Origin of the sequence: Actinacidiphila rubida (assembly GCF_900110255.1) — a bacterium.
Lineage (GTDB): Bacteria > Actinomycetota > Actinomycetes > Streptomycetales > Streptomycetaceae > Actinacidiphila > Actinacidiphila rubida.
The window spans coordinates 97,577-114,196 of record NZ_FODD01000006.1 but is presented as its reverse complement, the minus strand read 5'-3'; the positions used below and the strand labels follow the sequence as shown (position 1 = coordinate 114,196).

At 74.5% G+C, this 16,620-nt stretch carries 10 protein-coding genes; 6 read left to right on the top strand and 4 right to left on the bottom strand.

Translation table 11 applies throughout. The annotated features are described in order from the left end of the window. Positions 1-53: 53 nt before the first annotated feature. The 3 genes from BMW99_RS07855 to moeZ all read left to right on the top strand — a co-directional run bounded on the left by BMW99_RS07855 (position 54) and on the right by moeZ (position 3,156). Entirely contained in the window at positions 54-965 is a 912-nt protein-coding gene (locus BMW99_RS07855) for an NAD-dependent epimerase/dehydratase family protein (protein WP_069462703.1), read from the top strand. Beyond that, positions 953-1,798, top strand: a complete 846-nt coding sequence (locus BMW99_RS07850) for a spherulation-specific family 4 protein (protein WP_069462704.1) — start codon at positions 953-955, stop codon at positions 1,796-1,798. The genes BMW99_RS07855 and BMW99_RS07850 overlap by 13 nt, the downstream gene beginning before the upstream one ends. Positions 1,799-1,977: 179 nt before the next feature. Continuing rightward, positions 1,978-3,156 carry an adenylyltransferase/sulfurtransferase MoeZ gene (moeZ, locus tag BMW99_RS07845; protein WP_069462705.1) on the top strand — a complete coding sequence of 393 codons (1,179 nt, stop codon included), beginning with the start codon at positions 1,978-1,980 and terminating at the stop codon, positions 3,154-3,156. Between the two features lie 94 nt (positions 3,157-3,250). On the opposite strand, the gene BMW99_RS07840 is transcribed toward moeZ, so the two are convergent. Beyond that, a complete protein-coding gene (locus tag BMW99_RS07840; RefSeq protein ID WP_143080518.1) occupies positions 3,251-4,318 on the bottom strand; it encodes a hypothetical protein in 1,068 nt (355 codons plus the stop codon). Then, entirely contained in the window at positions 4,306-4,980 is a 675-nt protein-coding gene (locus BMW99_RS07835; RefSeq protein WP_069462707.1) for a hypothetical protein, read from the bottom strand. The genes BMW99_RS07840 and BMW99_RS07835 overlap by 13 nt, the downstream gene beginning before the upstream one ends. A gap of 377 nt (positions 4,981-5,357) precedes the next feature. On the opposite strand from BMW99_RS07835, the gene BMW99_RS07830 reads away from it, so the two are divergent. After that, positions 5,358-6,299 carry an FG-GAP repeat domain-containing protein gene (locus BMW99_RS07830; protein WP_069462708.1) on the top strand — a complete coding sequence of 314 codons (942 nt, stop codon included), beginning with the start codon at positions 5,358-5,360 and terminating at the stop codon, positions 6,297-6,299. A gap of 126 nt (positions 6,300-6,425) precedes the next feature. Here BMW99_RS07830 and BMW99_RS07825 read toward each other — a convergent pair whose 3' ends face one another. Together BMW99_RS07825 and BMW99_RS07820 are read right to left on the bottom strand one after the other, a co-directional pair. Continuing rightward, positions 6,426-9,029, bottom strand: a complete 2,604-nt coding sequence (locus BMW99_RS07825) for a ligand-binding sensor domain-containing protein (RefSeq protein ID WP_069462709.1) — start codon at positions 9,027-9,029, stop codon at positions 6,426-6,428. A gap of 244 nt (positions 9,030-9,273) precedes the next feature. After that, positions 9,274-11,838 carry a flippase-like domain-containing protein gene (locus BMW99_RS07820; RefSeq protein ID WP_407640275.1) on the bottom strand — a complete coding sequence of 855 codons (2,565 nt, stop codon included), beginning with the start codon at positions 11,836-11,838 and terminating at the stop codon, positions 9,274-9,276. 629 nt (positions 11,839-12,467) lie between these two features. On the opposite strand from BMW99_RS07820, the gene BMW99_RS07815 reads away from it, so the two are divergent. Both BMW99_RS07815 and BMW99_RS07810 read left to right on the top strand, forming a co-directional pair. After that, entirely contained in the window at positions 12,468-12,854 is a 387-nt protein-coding gene (locus tag BMW99_RS07815) for an MGMT family protein (protein ID WP_075016490.1), read from the top strand. Positions 12,855-13,101: 247 nt separating this feature from the next. Next, positions 13,102-16,611: an ATP-dependent helicase gene (locus BMW99_RS07810; protein WP_075016548.1), complete on the top strand. Its 3,510-nt coding sequence runs from the start codon at positions 13,102-13,104 to the stop codon at positions 16,609-16,611. Positions 16,612-16,620: the final 9 nt, after the last annotated feature.

Sequence of the window (16,620 nt, the reverse complement as noted above, 5' to 3'; positions counted from 1 at the left end):
ACGCCGACACCACGGCGCGCCCCGGGCGCGCCCACCCGTTCGGGAGGCAGCCGATGAGAGCGCTGCTGCTCGGAGCCGACGGCTTCCTCGGGCGCCACGTCGCCGAGCGCCTGCTCGCCGACCCCGCCGTCCAGCTCACCGCGCTGGGCAGGAGCGACGACGCGGACGTCCGGTTCGACCTGTCCTCGGGCGCCCCCGGCGTCCTCGCCCGCTTCCTGGACGCCGTGCACCCGGGCGTCGTCATCAACTGCGCCGGCTCGACCCGCGGCAACGCCCGCGACCTGACCCGGCAGAACACGGTGGCCGTCGCGACGGTCTGCGAGGCGCTGCGCCGCAGCTCGATCGGCGCCCGCCTGGTGCAGGTCGGCTGCGGCTCGGAGTACGGGCCCTCGCCGGTCGGCGCGTCCACCGGCGAGGACGCCGCGCCGCGGCCCGGCGGCCCCTACGGCGTCAGCAAACTCGCCGCGACCGAGCTGGTGCTCGGGTCGGGCCTGGACGCGGTGGTGCTGCGGGTGTTCAGCCCGGTCGGCCCCGGCACCCCCACCGGCGCGCCGCTCGGCCGTGTCGCCGAGGCGCTGCGCCGCGCGATGCAGAACGGCGACGGCGAGCTGAAGCTCGGCGGGCTGTCCGTGCAGCGTGACTTCGTCGACGTGCGGGACGTGGCGCGTGCCGTGCACGCGGCGTCGCTGTCGGCCGCGCAGGGCGTGGTGAACATCGGCAGCGGCCGGGCCGTCCGGATGCGGGACATGGCCGCGGCCCTCGCGCACGTCGCGGGCTACGACGGAGTCCTGCACGAGGTGGACGAGGCGCACACCCCGCCCCCGCAGCCGCCGTACCCCGACGGCTGCGGACTGTGGCAGCAGGCGGACGTGCGCACGGCCCGCGACCGGCTCGGCTGGCGGCCGAGGATCGGCCTGGAGGAGTCGCTGGCCGACGTGTGGATGGAGGCGGCATGCCGCGTCTGATCCCGTCCCGGGAGAGCCGGGACGGCAGGGCCGTCCGCGAGGCCGGGGACGGCCGGCCGGCGGACACCGGCACCGGCTTCGGCGTGCCCGCCTTCGCGCACCCGCTGATGGCCCCCGCGGAGTGGGCCGAGCTGGCCCGGCCGGGCGCCCCGCTGCACTGGGTGGCGTTCGACGTGGACCGCGGCCCCGGCACCCGCTGCGACCCGCTGTACACCGAGGCGCTGGGGCGCGTCCGTGAGAACGGCGTGCCGGTCCTCGGACTGCTGGACTGCGCGTACGGCATGCGGCCCTTCGGCCAGCTGGTCTCGGACGCCTCGCACTACCTCGACTGGTACGGCGTCGACGGGTTCTACCTGGACCGCGCGCCGACGCTGCGGGCCGAGACCGCCGAGTGCCGGCGGGTGGTGACGACGCTGCGGGCGCTGATCGGCAAGGAGCGGGAGCGGCGGGCCGGCCGCGACGGCCACGGCGGCCCGGAGGCGGCTGACGCCGCTGCCGACGGCGCCGGAGTCCGTCCGCGGATCGTGCTGGCGCCGGGCGCCTACCCGTACCCCGGCTACGCGGAGATCGCCGACCAGCTGGTGGTCTTCCACGGCGCCTGGACCCGTTACCGCTGGTCGGAGGCCCCGGAGTGGTCGGCGGCGTATCCGTCGTCGCGGTTCGCGCACCTGGTGCACGGGCTGGCCGCCGCGCACCTGGAGGAGGCGCTGCGGATCGCCCGCTGGCAGGGCGCGGGCACCGTCTGCATGACCGACCGCACGGACCTGGACGGCGCCGATCCGTGGTCGGGCCTGCCCGGTTACTGGCACGACGCGGTGCGCGCGGTGGGGTGAACACCTCCCGGACGGTCCCGCCCACCATGTGACCGGCGGATGTCTCGACCCTCGGAACGGGTGTCTTGGAATGAAGACGGGCGTGGCAGTGTTGCATCAACAGCGTGGAGGTGCCGGCCGACGGGCCGGGCCGTGCGTGTCCTGTCTGATGACCGACCAACCGTATTGCTGAGGTCCCTGTGTCGCTGCCACCCCTGGTCGAGCCGGCCGACGAGCTCACCGTTGACGAGGTCCGCAGGTACTCGCGTCACCTGATCATCCCCGATGTGGGCATGGACGGGCAGAAGCGGCTGAAGAACGCCCGGGTGCTGTGTGTCGGCGCCGGCGGTCTCGGCTCGCCGGCCCTGATGTACCTGGCCGCGGCGGGCGTCGGCACGCTCGGCATCGTGGAGTTCGACGAGGTCGACGAGTCGAACCTGCAGCGCCAGATCATCCACAGCCAGGCCGACATCGGCCGCTCCAAGGCCGAGTCCGCCCGCGACTCCGTCCTGGGCATCAACCCGTACGTGAACGTGGTCCTGCACGAGACGCGGCTCGAGGCCGACAACGTGATGGACATCTTCAGCCAGTACGACCTGATCGTCGACGGCACCGACAACTTCGCCACCCGGTACCTGGTCAACGACGCGTGCGTGCTGCTCAACAAGCCGTACGTGTGGGGCTCGATCTACCGGTTCGACGGCCAGGCGTCGGTGTTCTGGTCCGAGCACGGGCCGTGCTACCGCTGCCTGTACCCGGAGCCCCCGCCGCCGGGCATGGTCCCGTCCTGCGCCGAGGGCGGCGTCCTCGGCGTGCTGTGCGCCTCCATCGGCTCCATCCAGGTCACCGAGGCGATCAAGGTGCTGGCCGGCGTCGGCGACCCGCTGGTCGGCCGGCTGATGATCTACGACGCCCTGGAGATGCAGTACCGCCAGGTCAAGGTCCGCAAGGACCCGGACTGCGCGGTGTGCGGCGAGAACCCGACGGTCACCGAGCTCATCGACTACGAGGCGTTCTGCGGCGTGGTCTCCGAGGAGGCCCAGCAGGCCGCCGCCGGCTCCACGATCACTCCCAAGCAGCTCAAGGAGTGGATCGACGACGGCGAGAACATCGAGATCATCGACGTCCGCGAGCCCAACGAGTACGAGATCGTGTCCATCCCGGGCGCGAAGCTCATCCCGAAGAACGAGTTCCTGATGGGCACCGCGCTGTCCTCGCTGCCGCAGGACAAGCGGATCGTGCTCCATTGCAAGACCGGCGTCCGCAGCGCCGAGGTCCTGGCGGTCCTGAAGTCCGCCGGCTTCTCCGACGCGGTCCACGTCGGCGGCGGCGTCATCGGCTGGGTCAACACCGTCGAGCCGGAGAAGCCGATCTACTGACCGGCACCGTCCGAGCGACGCCAGGGGCGGCACCCGCGGAGGGTGCCGCCCCTGGCGTGTGTCCGGGCGGGCGCGGTGCCGCGCCGGAGCGGTGTCAGCGGTTGACGGTCTGGATCTCGCGGACGGTGACCGGGGTCGGGTCGGTGATGGTGGCGGGGGCGAATCCGCCCTGGCCGCCGTCGGATCCCTGCCAGGTGACCGTCCACACCGTGCTGACGTTCAGCTGGAACGGGCCGCGGTTCTGCGTGGAGCGGCGGTAGGTGACGCCGCAGGGCGGCGTCGCGTCCGGGTGGCCGTCATAGTCGGCGCCGATCGTGTGGTCGGCCCGCACCGGGCAGTTGCCGTCACCGGGGAAGACCTGGGCGTCCGCGGTGCCCGGGTCGATGTGGGCGCCGTCGGTTTTCGCCGTGGTCTCCGCCCAGAGCGTCTGCCCGCCGCCGAGGTCGACGGAGGCGCGGACGGTCACCGGCGCGTAGTCGTCCTGGAGCTTGACCCAGGTCGGCAGGTTGACGGTCTGGGTGCCACGCGGGTTGGTCGCGACGGCCACGCCCGGGACCTGGGCGTGGGCGGCGGCGAACTTCGCGAGCATCTCCGTGGTGATGACGTTCGGCGTGCCGGCCGGCGGGCGCTGCCCGTTCGGCACCCACATCGGCAGCGTCGAGTTGCAGTCGAAGCGGTCCGGGCTGGTGGAGCCGGGGTTCTCGAACGGCCCCCAGAACAGGCCCTTGCCGGCCTGGTCCATGTTGTAGTCCTTGTAGCCGTCCCCGCCGCCGCTCCAGGTGTAGCCCTCCGCGTAGTGGCGGCGGTACTCGTCCATCGCCTCCATCGCGTAGTTGGCCTGCCCCGGGTAGGAGTCGGTCTCCGTGACCTGCTTCTCGACCATCTTCTTGAACTCGGCGGGGCCGCCGATCGGGCCGATCCAGCAGGGCGGCGGCGTCCAGCTCACGTCGGACGAGGCGAGGTGCCGGGCCGAGGTGCCCGGGGAGCCGGAGGACGTGTACGTGACGCCCTTGACGTCGGCGCTGATCGTCCCGTTGCCGCTGTTCCCCGACGTCTTCGTGACCTCGCTGTTCGCGAGCGCCGTGCCCGCGGTCGCCACCACGGCGACCCCGGCGAGCACCAGCCCCCGTCCGACCAGCGACATCGGTCTCACTGCTCGCATTCCAGTGCCTTCCCCTTGACCGTGATCGAGTTGGCCTGCCAGAGCCCCTTGCCGGTGGGGAGCTTCGCCATCACGAGGTCGAACAGCGAGTAACTCGCGTCGTCCGCGGGCGTGATGTGCACCTTCCCGGTGGCGATGTCCTTGCTGTACAGCTTCGCCTGGTTGTTGCAGAGGACGACCTCGACGGCGCCGCCGCCCTTGCTCACCGTGATCTTCGGCCGGTAGTAGCGGTCCGTCCCGGTGAGGGTGAGCCTGCGCCGCACGTTCTGCTGCACGTAGGTGCGCGCGTACGTCAGGGCGTCCCCGGCGCCGTACGCGCCGAGCACCGCGTCGTGCGGGTTCTGCCGCACGACCGCGTGGCTGATCGCCTGGATGAAGTCGGCGGCGCCGGTGAGGGCCGCCGCCTGCGCGGGATCGGCGGGCGTCCCGAAGTCGAAGACCACCGTGAGGCCGGCCGGCAGGGCCAGCGCGCGGTCGATCTTCGGCGGCGGGCCCGAGGGCGTCGCGGTCGGGGTGGCGGAGGGCGCGGACGCGGTGGTGGCCGGCCCGCCCTTGTCGATGGTGTCGGAACCGCCGGAACCGGAACCGCAGGCGCTGAGGACCAGAGCGGCGACGGCGGCCAGGGCGGTGGCGGCGGCCGGAGTGGTCCGCGTGGCTCGCATGGTCTCGGTTCCCCCGATCAGTGGCGGACGGGGGAGCACACGCATGGCGAGATCGATGCGCCGGGTCCCCGTTCCAGGCTGAAATCCACCGTAGCGAAGGGGTGGTGGCCCAGCGAGCCCCGGACGATGCGGAATTGGTCACGCTCATGTCACACACACGGGCGGTGCGGACCGTCAACGTCCGCATGCGCGGCTCGAGTCGGGTGCCAGCCTGCCGTTTTCGCACACCCGCCCGCGCGTTCGCCCGATGCGGAGGAACTGTGACCGGACGATGACATTCGTGTGGGGGTCACGTGCCGGATCGCGCGGTAGCGTCGTGGCCTCCCGCGCGGGACCGCCGCGCGGGAGCCTGTTTCATCCACCAAGGGGGACCACAGGTGACAACGCATCACCCGCGCCGCAGGCGCGGACTGCGCGCCCGGGCCGCGGCCGTCGCGGCGGGCACGCTCGCCCTGACGCTGGGCGTGTCGGTCGCGGCCAGCGCCAGCGACGCGGCGGCGGCCAGCGGCAGCACGACCGCGGCGAGGCACGCCGCTCCGGCCACGTCCGCCTTCAGCTCCGCCACCGCGGACAGCCTGCCCGACCCGAACCTCGGCTGGTCGTTCCCGCTCAACGGCCGTGACAGCTCCGGCACGCTGTGGGACTACGCGCCCAAGAGCGGCGGCGGCTTCGCGGCCCGCGAGAACAGCGGCACCGGCTTCGGTGCGGCCGGCGCGTTCTTCCAGAACAACTCCGGCGACGGCACCAGCGTCAACATGTACGCCCGCTTCGGCGGCACGCTGCGGCGGTACGGCAGCAGCCAGAGCCCCGGCACCGTCATCGGCAGCGGCTGGCAGATCTACAACGCGTTCGTGACGCCCGGCAACCTGGGCGGCGCCGTGTACCCCGACCTGCTGGCCCGCGACACCGGCGGCACCCTGTGGGTCTACCTGTCCTACGCGGACGGCCACTTCACCAGCCGCACCAAGGTCGGCGCCGGCTGGAACATCTACAGCCAGATCGCCGGCCGCGGGGACCTCACCGGGGACGGCAACGCGGACATCGTCGCGCGCGACTCCTCCGGCACGCTGTGGCTCTACAAGGGCACCGGCGACTACCACGCGCCGTTCGCCCCCCGCACCAAGATCGGTGCCGGCTGGAACATCTACAACAAGATCCTCGGCCTGGGCGACAGCAACGGCGACGGGCTCAACGACCTGATCGCCCGCGACACCAGCGGCGGCCTGTGGCTGTACCCGGGCACGGGCAACGCCACGACCCCGTACGGCAAGCGCCAGAACATCGGCACGGGCTGGAACGTCTACAACTACCTGTTCTAGAGCCCTCGATCGGCGAGCGGCCCCTTCGACGACGGGGGCCAGGGGCCCGGGAGCCGCGCGTCCAGCGCGGCCCCCGGGCCCCGTCGCGTGCCCCGGCCGGTACGTGCGACCGGCCGGGGCGACCGGCTAGTGCGGCCGGATCGCGAACAGCCCGCGGCCGTGCGTGGCCGCGTAGATCCGCCCGTCGGCGCCGGGCTTGAGCTGCATCACGGCCACCGCGGGCAGCGAGCCGACCCGCTCCCACGAGGTGCGGTGCGGCGCCCGGTAGACCACGCCGAGGTCGGTGGCCAGCAGCAGCCCGCCGTTCGGCAGGGCCATCAATGCGTTGGACGGCACGTCCGGCAGGTTCGCCGAGTCGTCCTTCCACGTGGTGCCGCCGTCCGTGGACTCGAAGACGTGGCCGACGCCCGCGCCCGGGCCCTCGGTCCACTGCCGCGAGAAGCCGTTGACGGCCAGGTACACGTGCGAGGAGTCGGTCGGGTCCACGGCCAGGCCGGCCAGGTACCGGTTCGGCACCGTGCCGGTCGCGCCGGTGGCCGGCAGGCTCACCTGGTGCCAGCCCGTGCCGTCGGCGTTGCCGACCGCGAGGCCGCGGGTGAAGCCCTGGTTGTTGCACGGCCCGCACCAGGCCGCGTACACCTTGCCGCCCTGCGCGGCCACGGCGGTGGCGGTGTGGCCCGCGCCGAGGTCGAAGGCGTCGGTCCACTCGCTGGAGCTGCGGATGGCGTAGCCGTGGGTCTGCACCCACACGTGGCGGCCGCCCGCGATCCAGGTGTTGCCGTCCTTGGTGTCGGCGGTCAGCGGGGCGATGAAGCGGGCCTCGCCGGTCGCGTTGTCGGCCGGGGCGACGGAGTAACTCGTCACCTTCGACGGGTCGTCGACCCAGGCGCCGTTGTTCACCGCGCAGTTCTGCGTGACGTTGACGGCCAGGTAGACGTACTCCTGGGCGATGTTGCAGCCGTTGGCGGGGTCGGTGAGCGTGTCGCCGCCGTCGCCGCCGAAGTTGGAGCCCATCACCTTGTCGCCGGGACGCAGGATCGACTGGCCGTTGTCCTGCAGGCCGCCGTTGACCGCGACACCGCGGTGGCCGGGGTCCGTGCCGACGCCCACCGAGTAGTACTGCAGCGTGTCGATGGTGCCGTCGTTGGTGGACACCCAGTCGGTGGCGTGGCCGTCCGCGTCGGTGCGGCCGTCGAGCGGGCGCTTGTACACGCCGCCGTCGTCGCCGACGTAGACGTACGGCTTGCCGTGGTAGCTGCCGACGGCGACCGCGTGCTGGTCGGCGTGCGTCGTCTGGTGGCAGGAACCGGTCTGCTGGGACGGGTCGATGCTCCAGCACGGGAACCCGAAGTTCCAGTACGGGCCGACGGCCGACCAGGACGTGCCGGCGTCCTTGGTCTCGAAGACCTCCTCGAGACCCGCGTACACGTGGTCCGCGTTCGTCGGGTCGACCTGGAGGAACTCGTTGTACCAGGCCTGCACGCCGGGCATGTAGCCCGGATCGGTCAGCGCCGAGCCGGAGCCGACGAGCGTCTCGGTGTCGGCGATCCGCTGCCAACTGCCGAACGGGTCACCGGACCTGGAGACGTAGATGCCGTCGAGGTTGCTGTCCGGGTCGGTGGCCAGGGCGGTCGGCGACTGCACGATCGCGTAGTACCGCGAGCCGTCCTTCGCCCGCGCGAAGGTCACGTTGCCGACGGTCCCGGCGTCCGTGGGCAGCGCGCCCAGCGAGCTGACACGAACCCAGCTGCCGCCCGACTTCTCGTAGAAGCCGTTGTAGTCGTCGCCGCTGCGCCAGCCGATCGCCAGCATGACCTTCGACGGGTCCTTGGGGTCGACGGCCACGTCGTTGGCGATGTTCTTGTACGGCGCGTTCGGGTCGGTGGCCAGCGAACCGCCCGGCAGATAGGCCGGGTTGGGCGCGAACTCCAGCTTCCACGGGCCGCGCAGGTCCGTGGTGGAGTGGCTCCACACGCCCCGCGTGGTGGACGCCCACACCTTGTCGCCGCCGAAGCGCAGCGTGTGGATCGAGGTGGAGTCCAGCTCGCCGCCGCCCACCCGGTCGTACGACGCGAAGGTGCCGGAGTGCGGGTGGTCCAGGACGTACACGCCGCTGCCCAGGTACGCGTCCGCGTTCGTGGTCGACTCGCCGGTGCCCAGCCACAGCCGTCCGCGGCCGTCCAGGGCGAGGGCGCCGGTCGCCTGCGCGGGCAGCGCGTCGCTGATCGGCTGCCAGTGGCCGCCGCCGGACGACGAGCGCCACACGCCGCCGCCCGCCGACCCCTCGTACACGTAGCCGTCGTCGTCGGCGGCCAGCGCGGACGCGCGCCCGGTGACCAGGCCGGCGCCACCGCTGGAGTTGGAGTCGAAGTCGCGGTAGCGCGGGTCGTCGGAGTTGTACGGCAGGCCGGTGACGTGCTGCCACTGCCCGCCCGTGTTCGGCAGGGCGGTCATCTGGTTCCAGGCCGCGGTGTAGGCGCCCGGCAGCAGGGTTCCGGGGGAGGTGCGGGCCTCGGCGAACTGGTCCGCGCCCTCCGCGATCTCGTCGGACTCCTCGGCGCCGCCGTCGCCGTCGCCCCCACCGTCCGAGGCGGTGGCCTGTGCGGTGAAGGCGCGTGGATGCGTGGCCGGATGGCCGGGCGCCGCGGTGGCCGGAATGGCGAACAGGGCGGCCAGTGCAGTGGCGGCCGAGATCGTCAGCCACCGTCTTCTGCGGGTTGGTGCGTTCACGAATCCTCCCCGAGCGTGCGTGAGTGGTGCCGTTCGCACGGCACCTGATCACGCCGGGGGGATCAAGGGATGGGCGGCGCCGGAGATTTGGCCGAAATTTTGGCAAGGACCTGCCACGGTTGGCTCAACCGCTCCCTCCCGCCCCACGCACACGCACGCGGGCGCCCCCGCCGCGCGGTCGCACGGCGGGGGCGGGGACCCTCGGGGCCGGAGTGCTCCTGTGAGGGCCCGGGCGGACGGCGGCCTACAGCTGGCCCTTGCGGGTGAGGTGCGTGAAGGCCAGCCAGCCCGGCAGGACGGGCAGCCAGAAGGTCAGCAGCCGGAAGAACAGCACCGCGGGGGTCGCCACCTCCTTGGGCAGGCCCGCCGCGATCAGACCACCGGTCAGCGCCAGCTCGACCGCGCCCACGCCGCCGGGCGTCGGCGCCGCCGACCCCAGCGCGTTGCCCGCCAGGAAGACGACCGCGATCGCCGCGTAGCTCAGGTGCCCGCCGAACGCCCGGACGCAGCCGTCCAGGCAGATCACGAAGCACACCGTCAGCATCAGCGTGCCGCCGATCCCGGTGAGCAGCTTCGCCGGCCGCTGCAGCACGTCCAGCATGCGCGGCACCACGCCCGCGAACAGCGCCCGCACCCGGGTCGAGACGAACTTGCGCAGCGCGGGAACCGCCGTGACCACCAGCACCAGCACGCCGGCCGTCAGCAGCCCGGCCATCACCGTGCGGGACGGCGAGAGCGACGGCGTCTTCTCCGTCCCGGTGATGAAGCCGAACGTCATCAGCAGCATCACGTGCGCGCCCAGGCCCACCAGCTGGGAGGCGCCCACGCTCGCCACCGCCAGGCCCGGCCGCACCCCCGCCTTCTGCAGGTAGCGGGTGTTCAGCGCCACACCGCCCACCGCGGCCGGCGCCACCAGCTTCACGAACGAGCCGGCGACCTGCGCCAGCACCGTCCGCATCAGCGACAGCCGCTCCGGCACGAAGCCCGACAGCGCGCACGCGGCCGCCACGTAGGTGGCCGCCGACCCGAGGACCGCGATCACCGCCCACCGCCAGTCGGCGTTCAGCACCGCGTGCCCGATCGGCACCGAGCTGAGCTGCGACAGCAGGAAGTACGCGGCGAACGCCCCCGCGATCACGGTCACCAGCGTCCGCGGCTTGATCCGCTCCAGCCGCACCGGCTCCACCGGCGCCTGCGGGCGGATCAGCAGCACCTGCTGCCGGATCCGGGAGAGCAGGTCCTCCTCGCGGATCTCCTCCAGCGCGTCCTCCATGGCGCGCTTCTCCGCCTTGCCGTCGGCCCTGCGCTCCGCCTTCGACGGCACCTTCGCCGACGTCTCACCGCGGTGGCCGGCGTGCGCCGCCTCCAGCGACCTGCGCTCCTCGCGCGCCTCCTTCTCCCGCGCGGACGCCGCCAGCACCGCCTCCCGCTCGCGCTGCGCCCGCTCGCGGCCCAGCACCTTCAGCTGCGCGCGGGTCGCCCGGCTCAGCGCGATCGGCTGGAGCAGCGGCAGCGAGTCGGCCACCGTGTCCGGGCCGAGCACCGCCAGCGCGGACGCCACCGCCCGCTCCGGGCCGACCCGCAGCGCGAGGGTGGTCAGCAACTGCGCGGTGTCCATCCGCAGCACCAGGTCGCCGGCCGCGATCTCGCCGCCGCGCAGGTCGGTCAGGAACACCCGGCCGCCGCGGTCCACCAGCAGCGACTCGCCGACCAGCCGCCGGTGCGCGATCCGCCGCGAGTGCAGGGCCCGCACCTGCGTCCACGCCTCGCGCAGCAGACCGTCGGTGATCTCCTCGTCGGCGAGCGTGTCCAGCCGCCGGCCGCCGATGTGCTCGTAGACCAGCATCACCGCGTCCGGCCCCAGCTCGGACGTGGCGATGAGCTTCGGCGCGTTCGCCCCGGCCGCGATCGCCGCGTAGGCCAGCAGCGCCTCCTGCTCCAGCGCCTGCCGCAGCGACAGCAGGCTGCGGCGCTGGGTGATGCCGCCGACCAGCGACAGCCGCCGCCACGCCCGGTAGAAGAACCCCTGCGCCTGCTGCTCGCGGTCCACCACCGTCACGTCGAGCGGCGGGCCGTCCTCCATCGTCACCAGGTACTGCCGGCCGCGGTCGGAGTCCGCGGTCGCCGGCTCGTCCTGGCCGACGCGGCGGGCGGTCAGCGGCGCGAAGCCGACCCGCCGCAGCCCCGCCATCAGGTTCTGCCCGGTGGGCCGCACGTTCGGCGAGCCCACGGCGTAGACCGTGCCGTACGCCACGGTCCAGCCGATCAGCACGGTCAGGGCGATCGAGAACGGCGTGGTGTAGCCGCCGACCAGGACCGCGAACGCGTCCAGCAGCAGCACGAACCACAGCGCCACCCGCCATCTCGGCCGGCGTGCCATCCCCACCGCGGTCACGTACGCGATGACCGGCGCGAGGTAGCCGTGCACCGGGTCGGTCGTGCCGTTGCCGACCGGCGCGACGTGGGACAGCGCCTCGCGGATGGAGGCGGGCGCGGAGTTCGTCACCCACAGGTCGGTGGCCAGCGCCGTGCCGTGCGCCAGGACGGCCGCGAGGACGCCGTCGGCGATCCGCAGGCCGTCCCGTTTGACCAGCCGCTCCACGGCGAAGGCCACCGGCACGATCAGCACGGCGATGCTCGCCGTCAGCCCCGCGAACGACGACAGGAAGTCGGGCGCGTGGTCGGCGCCCTTGGAGATGTCGGTGTCCAGGCCGGTGGTGGTGGCGTGGGCGAACCCCGCGACGGCCAGCACGACCGCGATGCCGAGCACCCCGACGAAGAAGCGGACGAGGTCCGCGGGCCGGTGCACGCGGGCGGCGAGCAGCGGCTCGTCGACGGAGACGGCGTGCCGGGTCGCCCCGGAGTCCTGCGCGCAGGACTCGCCGTCGGGACCGTCGCCGTCACCGTCACCGGCGCTTGCGTCCCCGGTGGTGTCCCGGTGGGAGCCGCCGCGGGGATCGTCCGGGCCGCTTCCGCCGCCGTTGCCCGTGCCTGTGTCCTTGCCGCTGCCGCTGCCGCTGCCGCTGCCGCTGCCGTTTCCGTTGGCGCCCGGCGCCTCGGCGGCGCCGAGCCAGGCCGAACGGTCGGCGACGGTGGCGCCGTGCGCGAGGCCCGGTCCCGTACCACTGCCGGCGTCCGTGCCGGCCCCGTGGTCCTTGTCGCTGCCGGCGTTCCCGCCCGTGTCACCGGGGGCGTCGCCGCCCCTGTCATGGCCGGTACCGGTCTCCGCGGGCTCGCGCTGACCGCGGCGGGCGGCGGGTGCGGGCACGTCACGGGGAGCGGCGGCGGCCTCTCCGGCCTCCTGCGCGCCCGCTGGGTCCCCTGTCACCTGTTCCTGGTCTTCTTGGTCTCGTATCACCTGTCACCGCCCGCACGATGGTGGCACGAGGGCACCGTGGAACGCACCGGAACCCCCCGGTGTCGGATGTCTGGGGCAGGATGGGACGGATGAGCGAGGAGTACGCCCCGGGCGAGCCGGGTGCCTACGCGGAACGCGTCCTGGAGACGGTCGAGCTGATCCCGGCCGGCCGCGTCATGACGTACGGGGACGTGGCCGAATGGCTGGGCGAGGGCGGCCCGCGCCAGGTGGGGCACGTCATGTCCCACTACGGCGGCGGCGTGCCGTGGTGGCGCGTCGTCCGGTCCGACGGCACGCTGCTGCCCGGCCACGAGCTCGACGCGCTGGCCGAGTACCGGGCCGAGGGCACCCCGCTGCGGCAGAGCGGACCGGCCGCGGACGGCCACGTGCCGCGCGTCGACATGCGCCGGGCGCGCTGGGACGGGCAGGGCGCGGCCGGCGCCCCGGGAGGCGCCGACAGCGCGTGACAGCCGGACGCTCATGTCATCCAGCTTCCGGCATCCCGGGCCCGGGCATGCCCTCGGCTCTCCGTAGGGAGTACATTCCTCGACCACCACGAAACCGGCGAACCACGTGAACCCCTCTTCTTCTTCCCGACCGGCGGCGGAACCCGCGGCTCCGGGCACCCCGGGCGGGCCCGGTGCACCCGGTCACGCCGGCGTGCCGCGGGCCCGCGCGGCCGCCGGGCGCGCGGGGGCCGGCGGGTACCGGCTCGTGCGCACGCCGGTGGCACCCGCGGCGCCCCCTGTGCTGGACGCGGCACAGCGCGCCGTGGTTGAGCACCGCGACGGACCCCTGCTGGTGCTGGCCGGGCCGGGCACCGGCAAGACCACCACGCTCGTCGAGGCGGTCACCGCACGGGTGGCGGCCGGCACCCCGGCCGACCGGATCCTCGTCCTCACCTTCGGCCGCAAGGCCGCCGCCGAGCTGCGCGACCGGATGGCCGGGCGGGCCGGCGGGCACGCCGCACCGCCGGCTGTGACCTTTCACTCCTTCTGCTACTCCCTGGTACGCGCCCAGCAGGGCGCGGCGGGGTCGGGGCTGTTCGCCGAGCCGCTGCGGCTGCTGTCCGGACCCGAGCAGGACCTGGTGGTCCGCGAGCTGCTGGCCGGGCAGGCCGCGCTGGCCCGCGAGCGGCGGGCCCGGGTCCGCTGGCCCGACGACCTGCGGGCCGCACTGGGCACCAGGGGCTTCGCCGACGAGGTCCGCGCGGTCATCGCCCGCACCCGCGAGCTGGGCCTGGGTCCCGGCGACCTGGCCGGCTTCGCCCGCCGCGCCGGCCGCCCCGACTGGCTGGCCGCGGCCGCGTTCCTCCAGGAGTACCTGGACGTCACCGACCTCCAGGGCGTCGTCGACTACACCGAACTGGTCCACCGCGCGGTGCGGCTGGCGACGCGCCCCGAGGTGCACGCGGAGCTCGCGGCGCGCTACGACGCGGTGTACGTCGACGAGTACCAGGACACCGATCCGGCCCAGGTGCGGCTGCTGCAGGCGCTCGCCGGGCAGGGCCGCACCCTCGTCGCCTTCGGCGACCCCGACCAGGCGATCTACGCGTTCCGCGGCGCCGACGTCAACGGCATCCTCGACTTCCCGCAGGCTTTCCCGCGGCGTGACGGCTCTCCCGCGCCGGTCCGGGTGCTCGGCACGTCCCGGCGGTCCGGCGCCGCCCTGCTGGCCGCGAGCCGGCACGTCGCCTCCCGCCTGCCGCTGCCCCGCCTGCCCGCGGCCGCCGCCCGCGCCCACCGCGCGCTCGCTCCCGTCCACGACGGCGGTGCCGTCGCGGTGCGCACCTACCCGTCGCCCGGCGCCGAGGTCGACTCGATCGCCGACACCCTGCGCCGGGCCCACCTGGAGGACGGCGTCGCGTGGCGCGACATGGCCGTCCTGGTCCGCGGCGCGACCCCGCTGCCCGCGCTGCGCCGCGCGCTCACCTCCGCGGGCGTCCCCGTCGAGCTGGAGGCGTCCGCCGCCCCCCTGCACGCCGAGCCCGCGGTCGCCCCCCTCCTCCAGGCCCTCCGCATCGCCGCCCGCACCCTCGTCGCCCCCGCGGCCACGGAGGCGCGGACACCGGCCGCGGAGGCCGTGACGCCAGAGCCTTCGGGCGCTGAGCCCGGCGCGGCGCGGGCGGCCGCGGGCGGCCCGGAGGCCGGAGGGCCAGAGCTCTCGGAGACGGAACCGGGGACGGAGCCTGGCGCGGCGCGTACGGACGCGGGCGGGCTGGTGGAGGCCGCTGGGCCGGAGGCCGTGACGCAGGAGCTTTCGGGCGCTGAGCCCGGCGCGGCACCGGTGGACGCCGACGGGCTGGAGGCCGCGCAAGGTGCGGCAGGGGCGGGGTCCGGGCCGGAGGGCGAGCGCGGGATCGGGGTCGAGGAAGCGCTGGAGCTGCTGGTGTCGCCGCTCGGCGGGATGGACACCGCGGACCTGCGCAGGCTGGGGCGGGCGCTGCGCGAGGAGGAGCGGGCGGCGGGGGCGGCGGTGCCGCGGCCGTCCGACGTGCTGATCGCGGAGGCCGTCGCCGAGCCGCAGCGACTGGTGGCGCACGAACAGGCGTACGCGCGCGGCGCGCTGCGGCTGGGCCGGCTGCTCGCCGCGGCCCGCGCCACGCTCGCGGCCGGCGGCACCGCGGAGGACGCCCTGTGGGGCCTGTGGTCGGGCTCGGGCTGGGGCGCGCGGCTCGAACGGGCCGCGCTGCGCGGCGGGCCCGCGGGCCGCAACGCAGACCGCGACCTGGACGCGGTGGTCGCGCTGTTCGACACCGCCGGGCGCGCGGAGGAGCGCACCGGCGGCCGTGGCGCGCTCAACCTCATCGAGGAGCTGTCCGGCTTCGACATCGCCGCCGACACCCTCAGCGGCCGCACCGTGCGGCCCGACGCGGTGCACCTGATGACCGCGCACCGCGCCAAGGGGCTGCAGTGGCGGCTCGTGGTGGTCGCCGGGGTGCAGGAGGGCGTGTGGCCCGACCTGCGCCGCCGCGGCTCGCTGCTCGAAGCCGACCGGATCGGCCGCGACGGCCTGGCGCCGCCGCTGTCGCAGGGCGCGCTGCTCACCGAGGAGCGGCGGCTGTTCTACGTGGCGGCGACCCGGGCCCGCGAGCGGCTGCTCGTCACCGCCGTGAAGTCCTCGTCGGACGACGGCGACCAGCCCTCCCGCTTCCTCGCCGAGCTGGGCGTCGAGCCCAGGGACGTGGCCCACCGCCCGCGCCGCCCGCTCGCCGTCGCCGCCCTGGTCGCGGAACTGCGGGCCACCACCGTCGACCCCGAGGCGAGCCCGGCGCTGCGCGAGGCCGCCGCACGGCGGCTGGCACGGATGGCCGCGCTCAGCGACGACGGCGTGTCGCTGGTGCCGGCCGCGCACCCCGACCGCTGGTGGGGCCTGTACGAGCCGACCCGCTCGGCGGTGCCGGTCCGCGACCGGGACCGCCCCGTCGCGCTGTCCGGCTCGGCGCTCGACCAGCTCGCCAACACCTGTGCCCTGCAGTGGTTCCTGGGCCGCGAGGTGAAGGCGGAACCGCCGTCGACCGCGGCGCAGGGCTTCGGCAACGTGGTGCATGTGCTGGCCGACGAGGTCGCCTCCGGCCGCGCGCCCGCCGACCTGGACGTGCTGATGGCCCGGCTGGACTCGGTGTGGGACGCGCTGGCCTTCGACGCGCCGTGGAAGTCCCGGCAGGAGAAGGAGAACGCCCGCGCTGCGCTGGAGCGCTTCCTGCGCTGGCACGTCATGGAGCGCGGCGGTCGCACCACCGTCGCCACGGAGCAGGACTTCGACGTGACGCTGGACGCGGGCGAGGTGCAGGTGCGGATCCGCGGCAGCATGGACCGGGTCGAGACGGACGCCGAAGGGCAGGCGTACGTCGTGGACTTCAAGACCGGGCGGGCCAAGCCGACGTCCGGCGAGGTGGCCCGTCACCCGCAGCTGGCCGTGTACCAGCTGGCCGTGCGGGAGGGGGCGGTCGACCCGCTGTTCGGCGGTGAGCGCCCGCGGCCCGGAGGCGCGGAGCTCGTCCATCTGCGGCTCGGCGCCACCCAGAAGGAGGGCGGCGACGCGGTGCCGGCCGTCCAGCGGCAGGAGCCGCTGGAGGGGGAGTGGGCGCAGGACCTGCTCGCCGAGGCGGCCGGCCGGGTGCTCGACGAGCGGTTCACCCCGGCCGCCGGCCGGCACTGCGCGCACTGCGCGTTCCGCGGCTCCTGCACCGCCCGGCCCGAGGGCCGGCACGTGGTGGAGTGACCGCGGCGA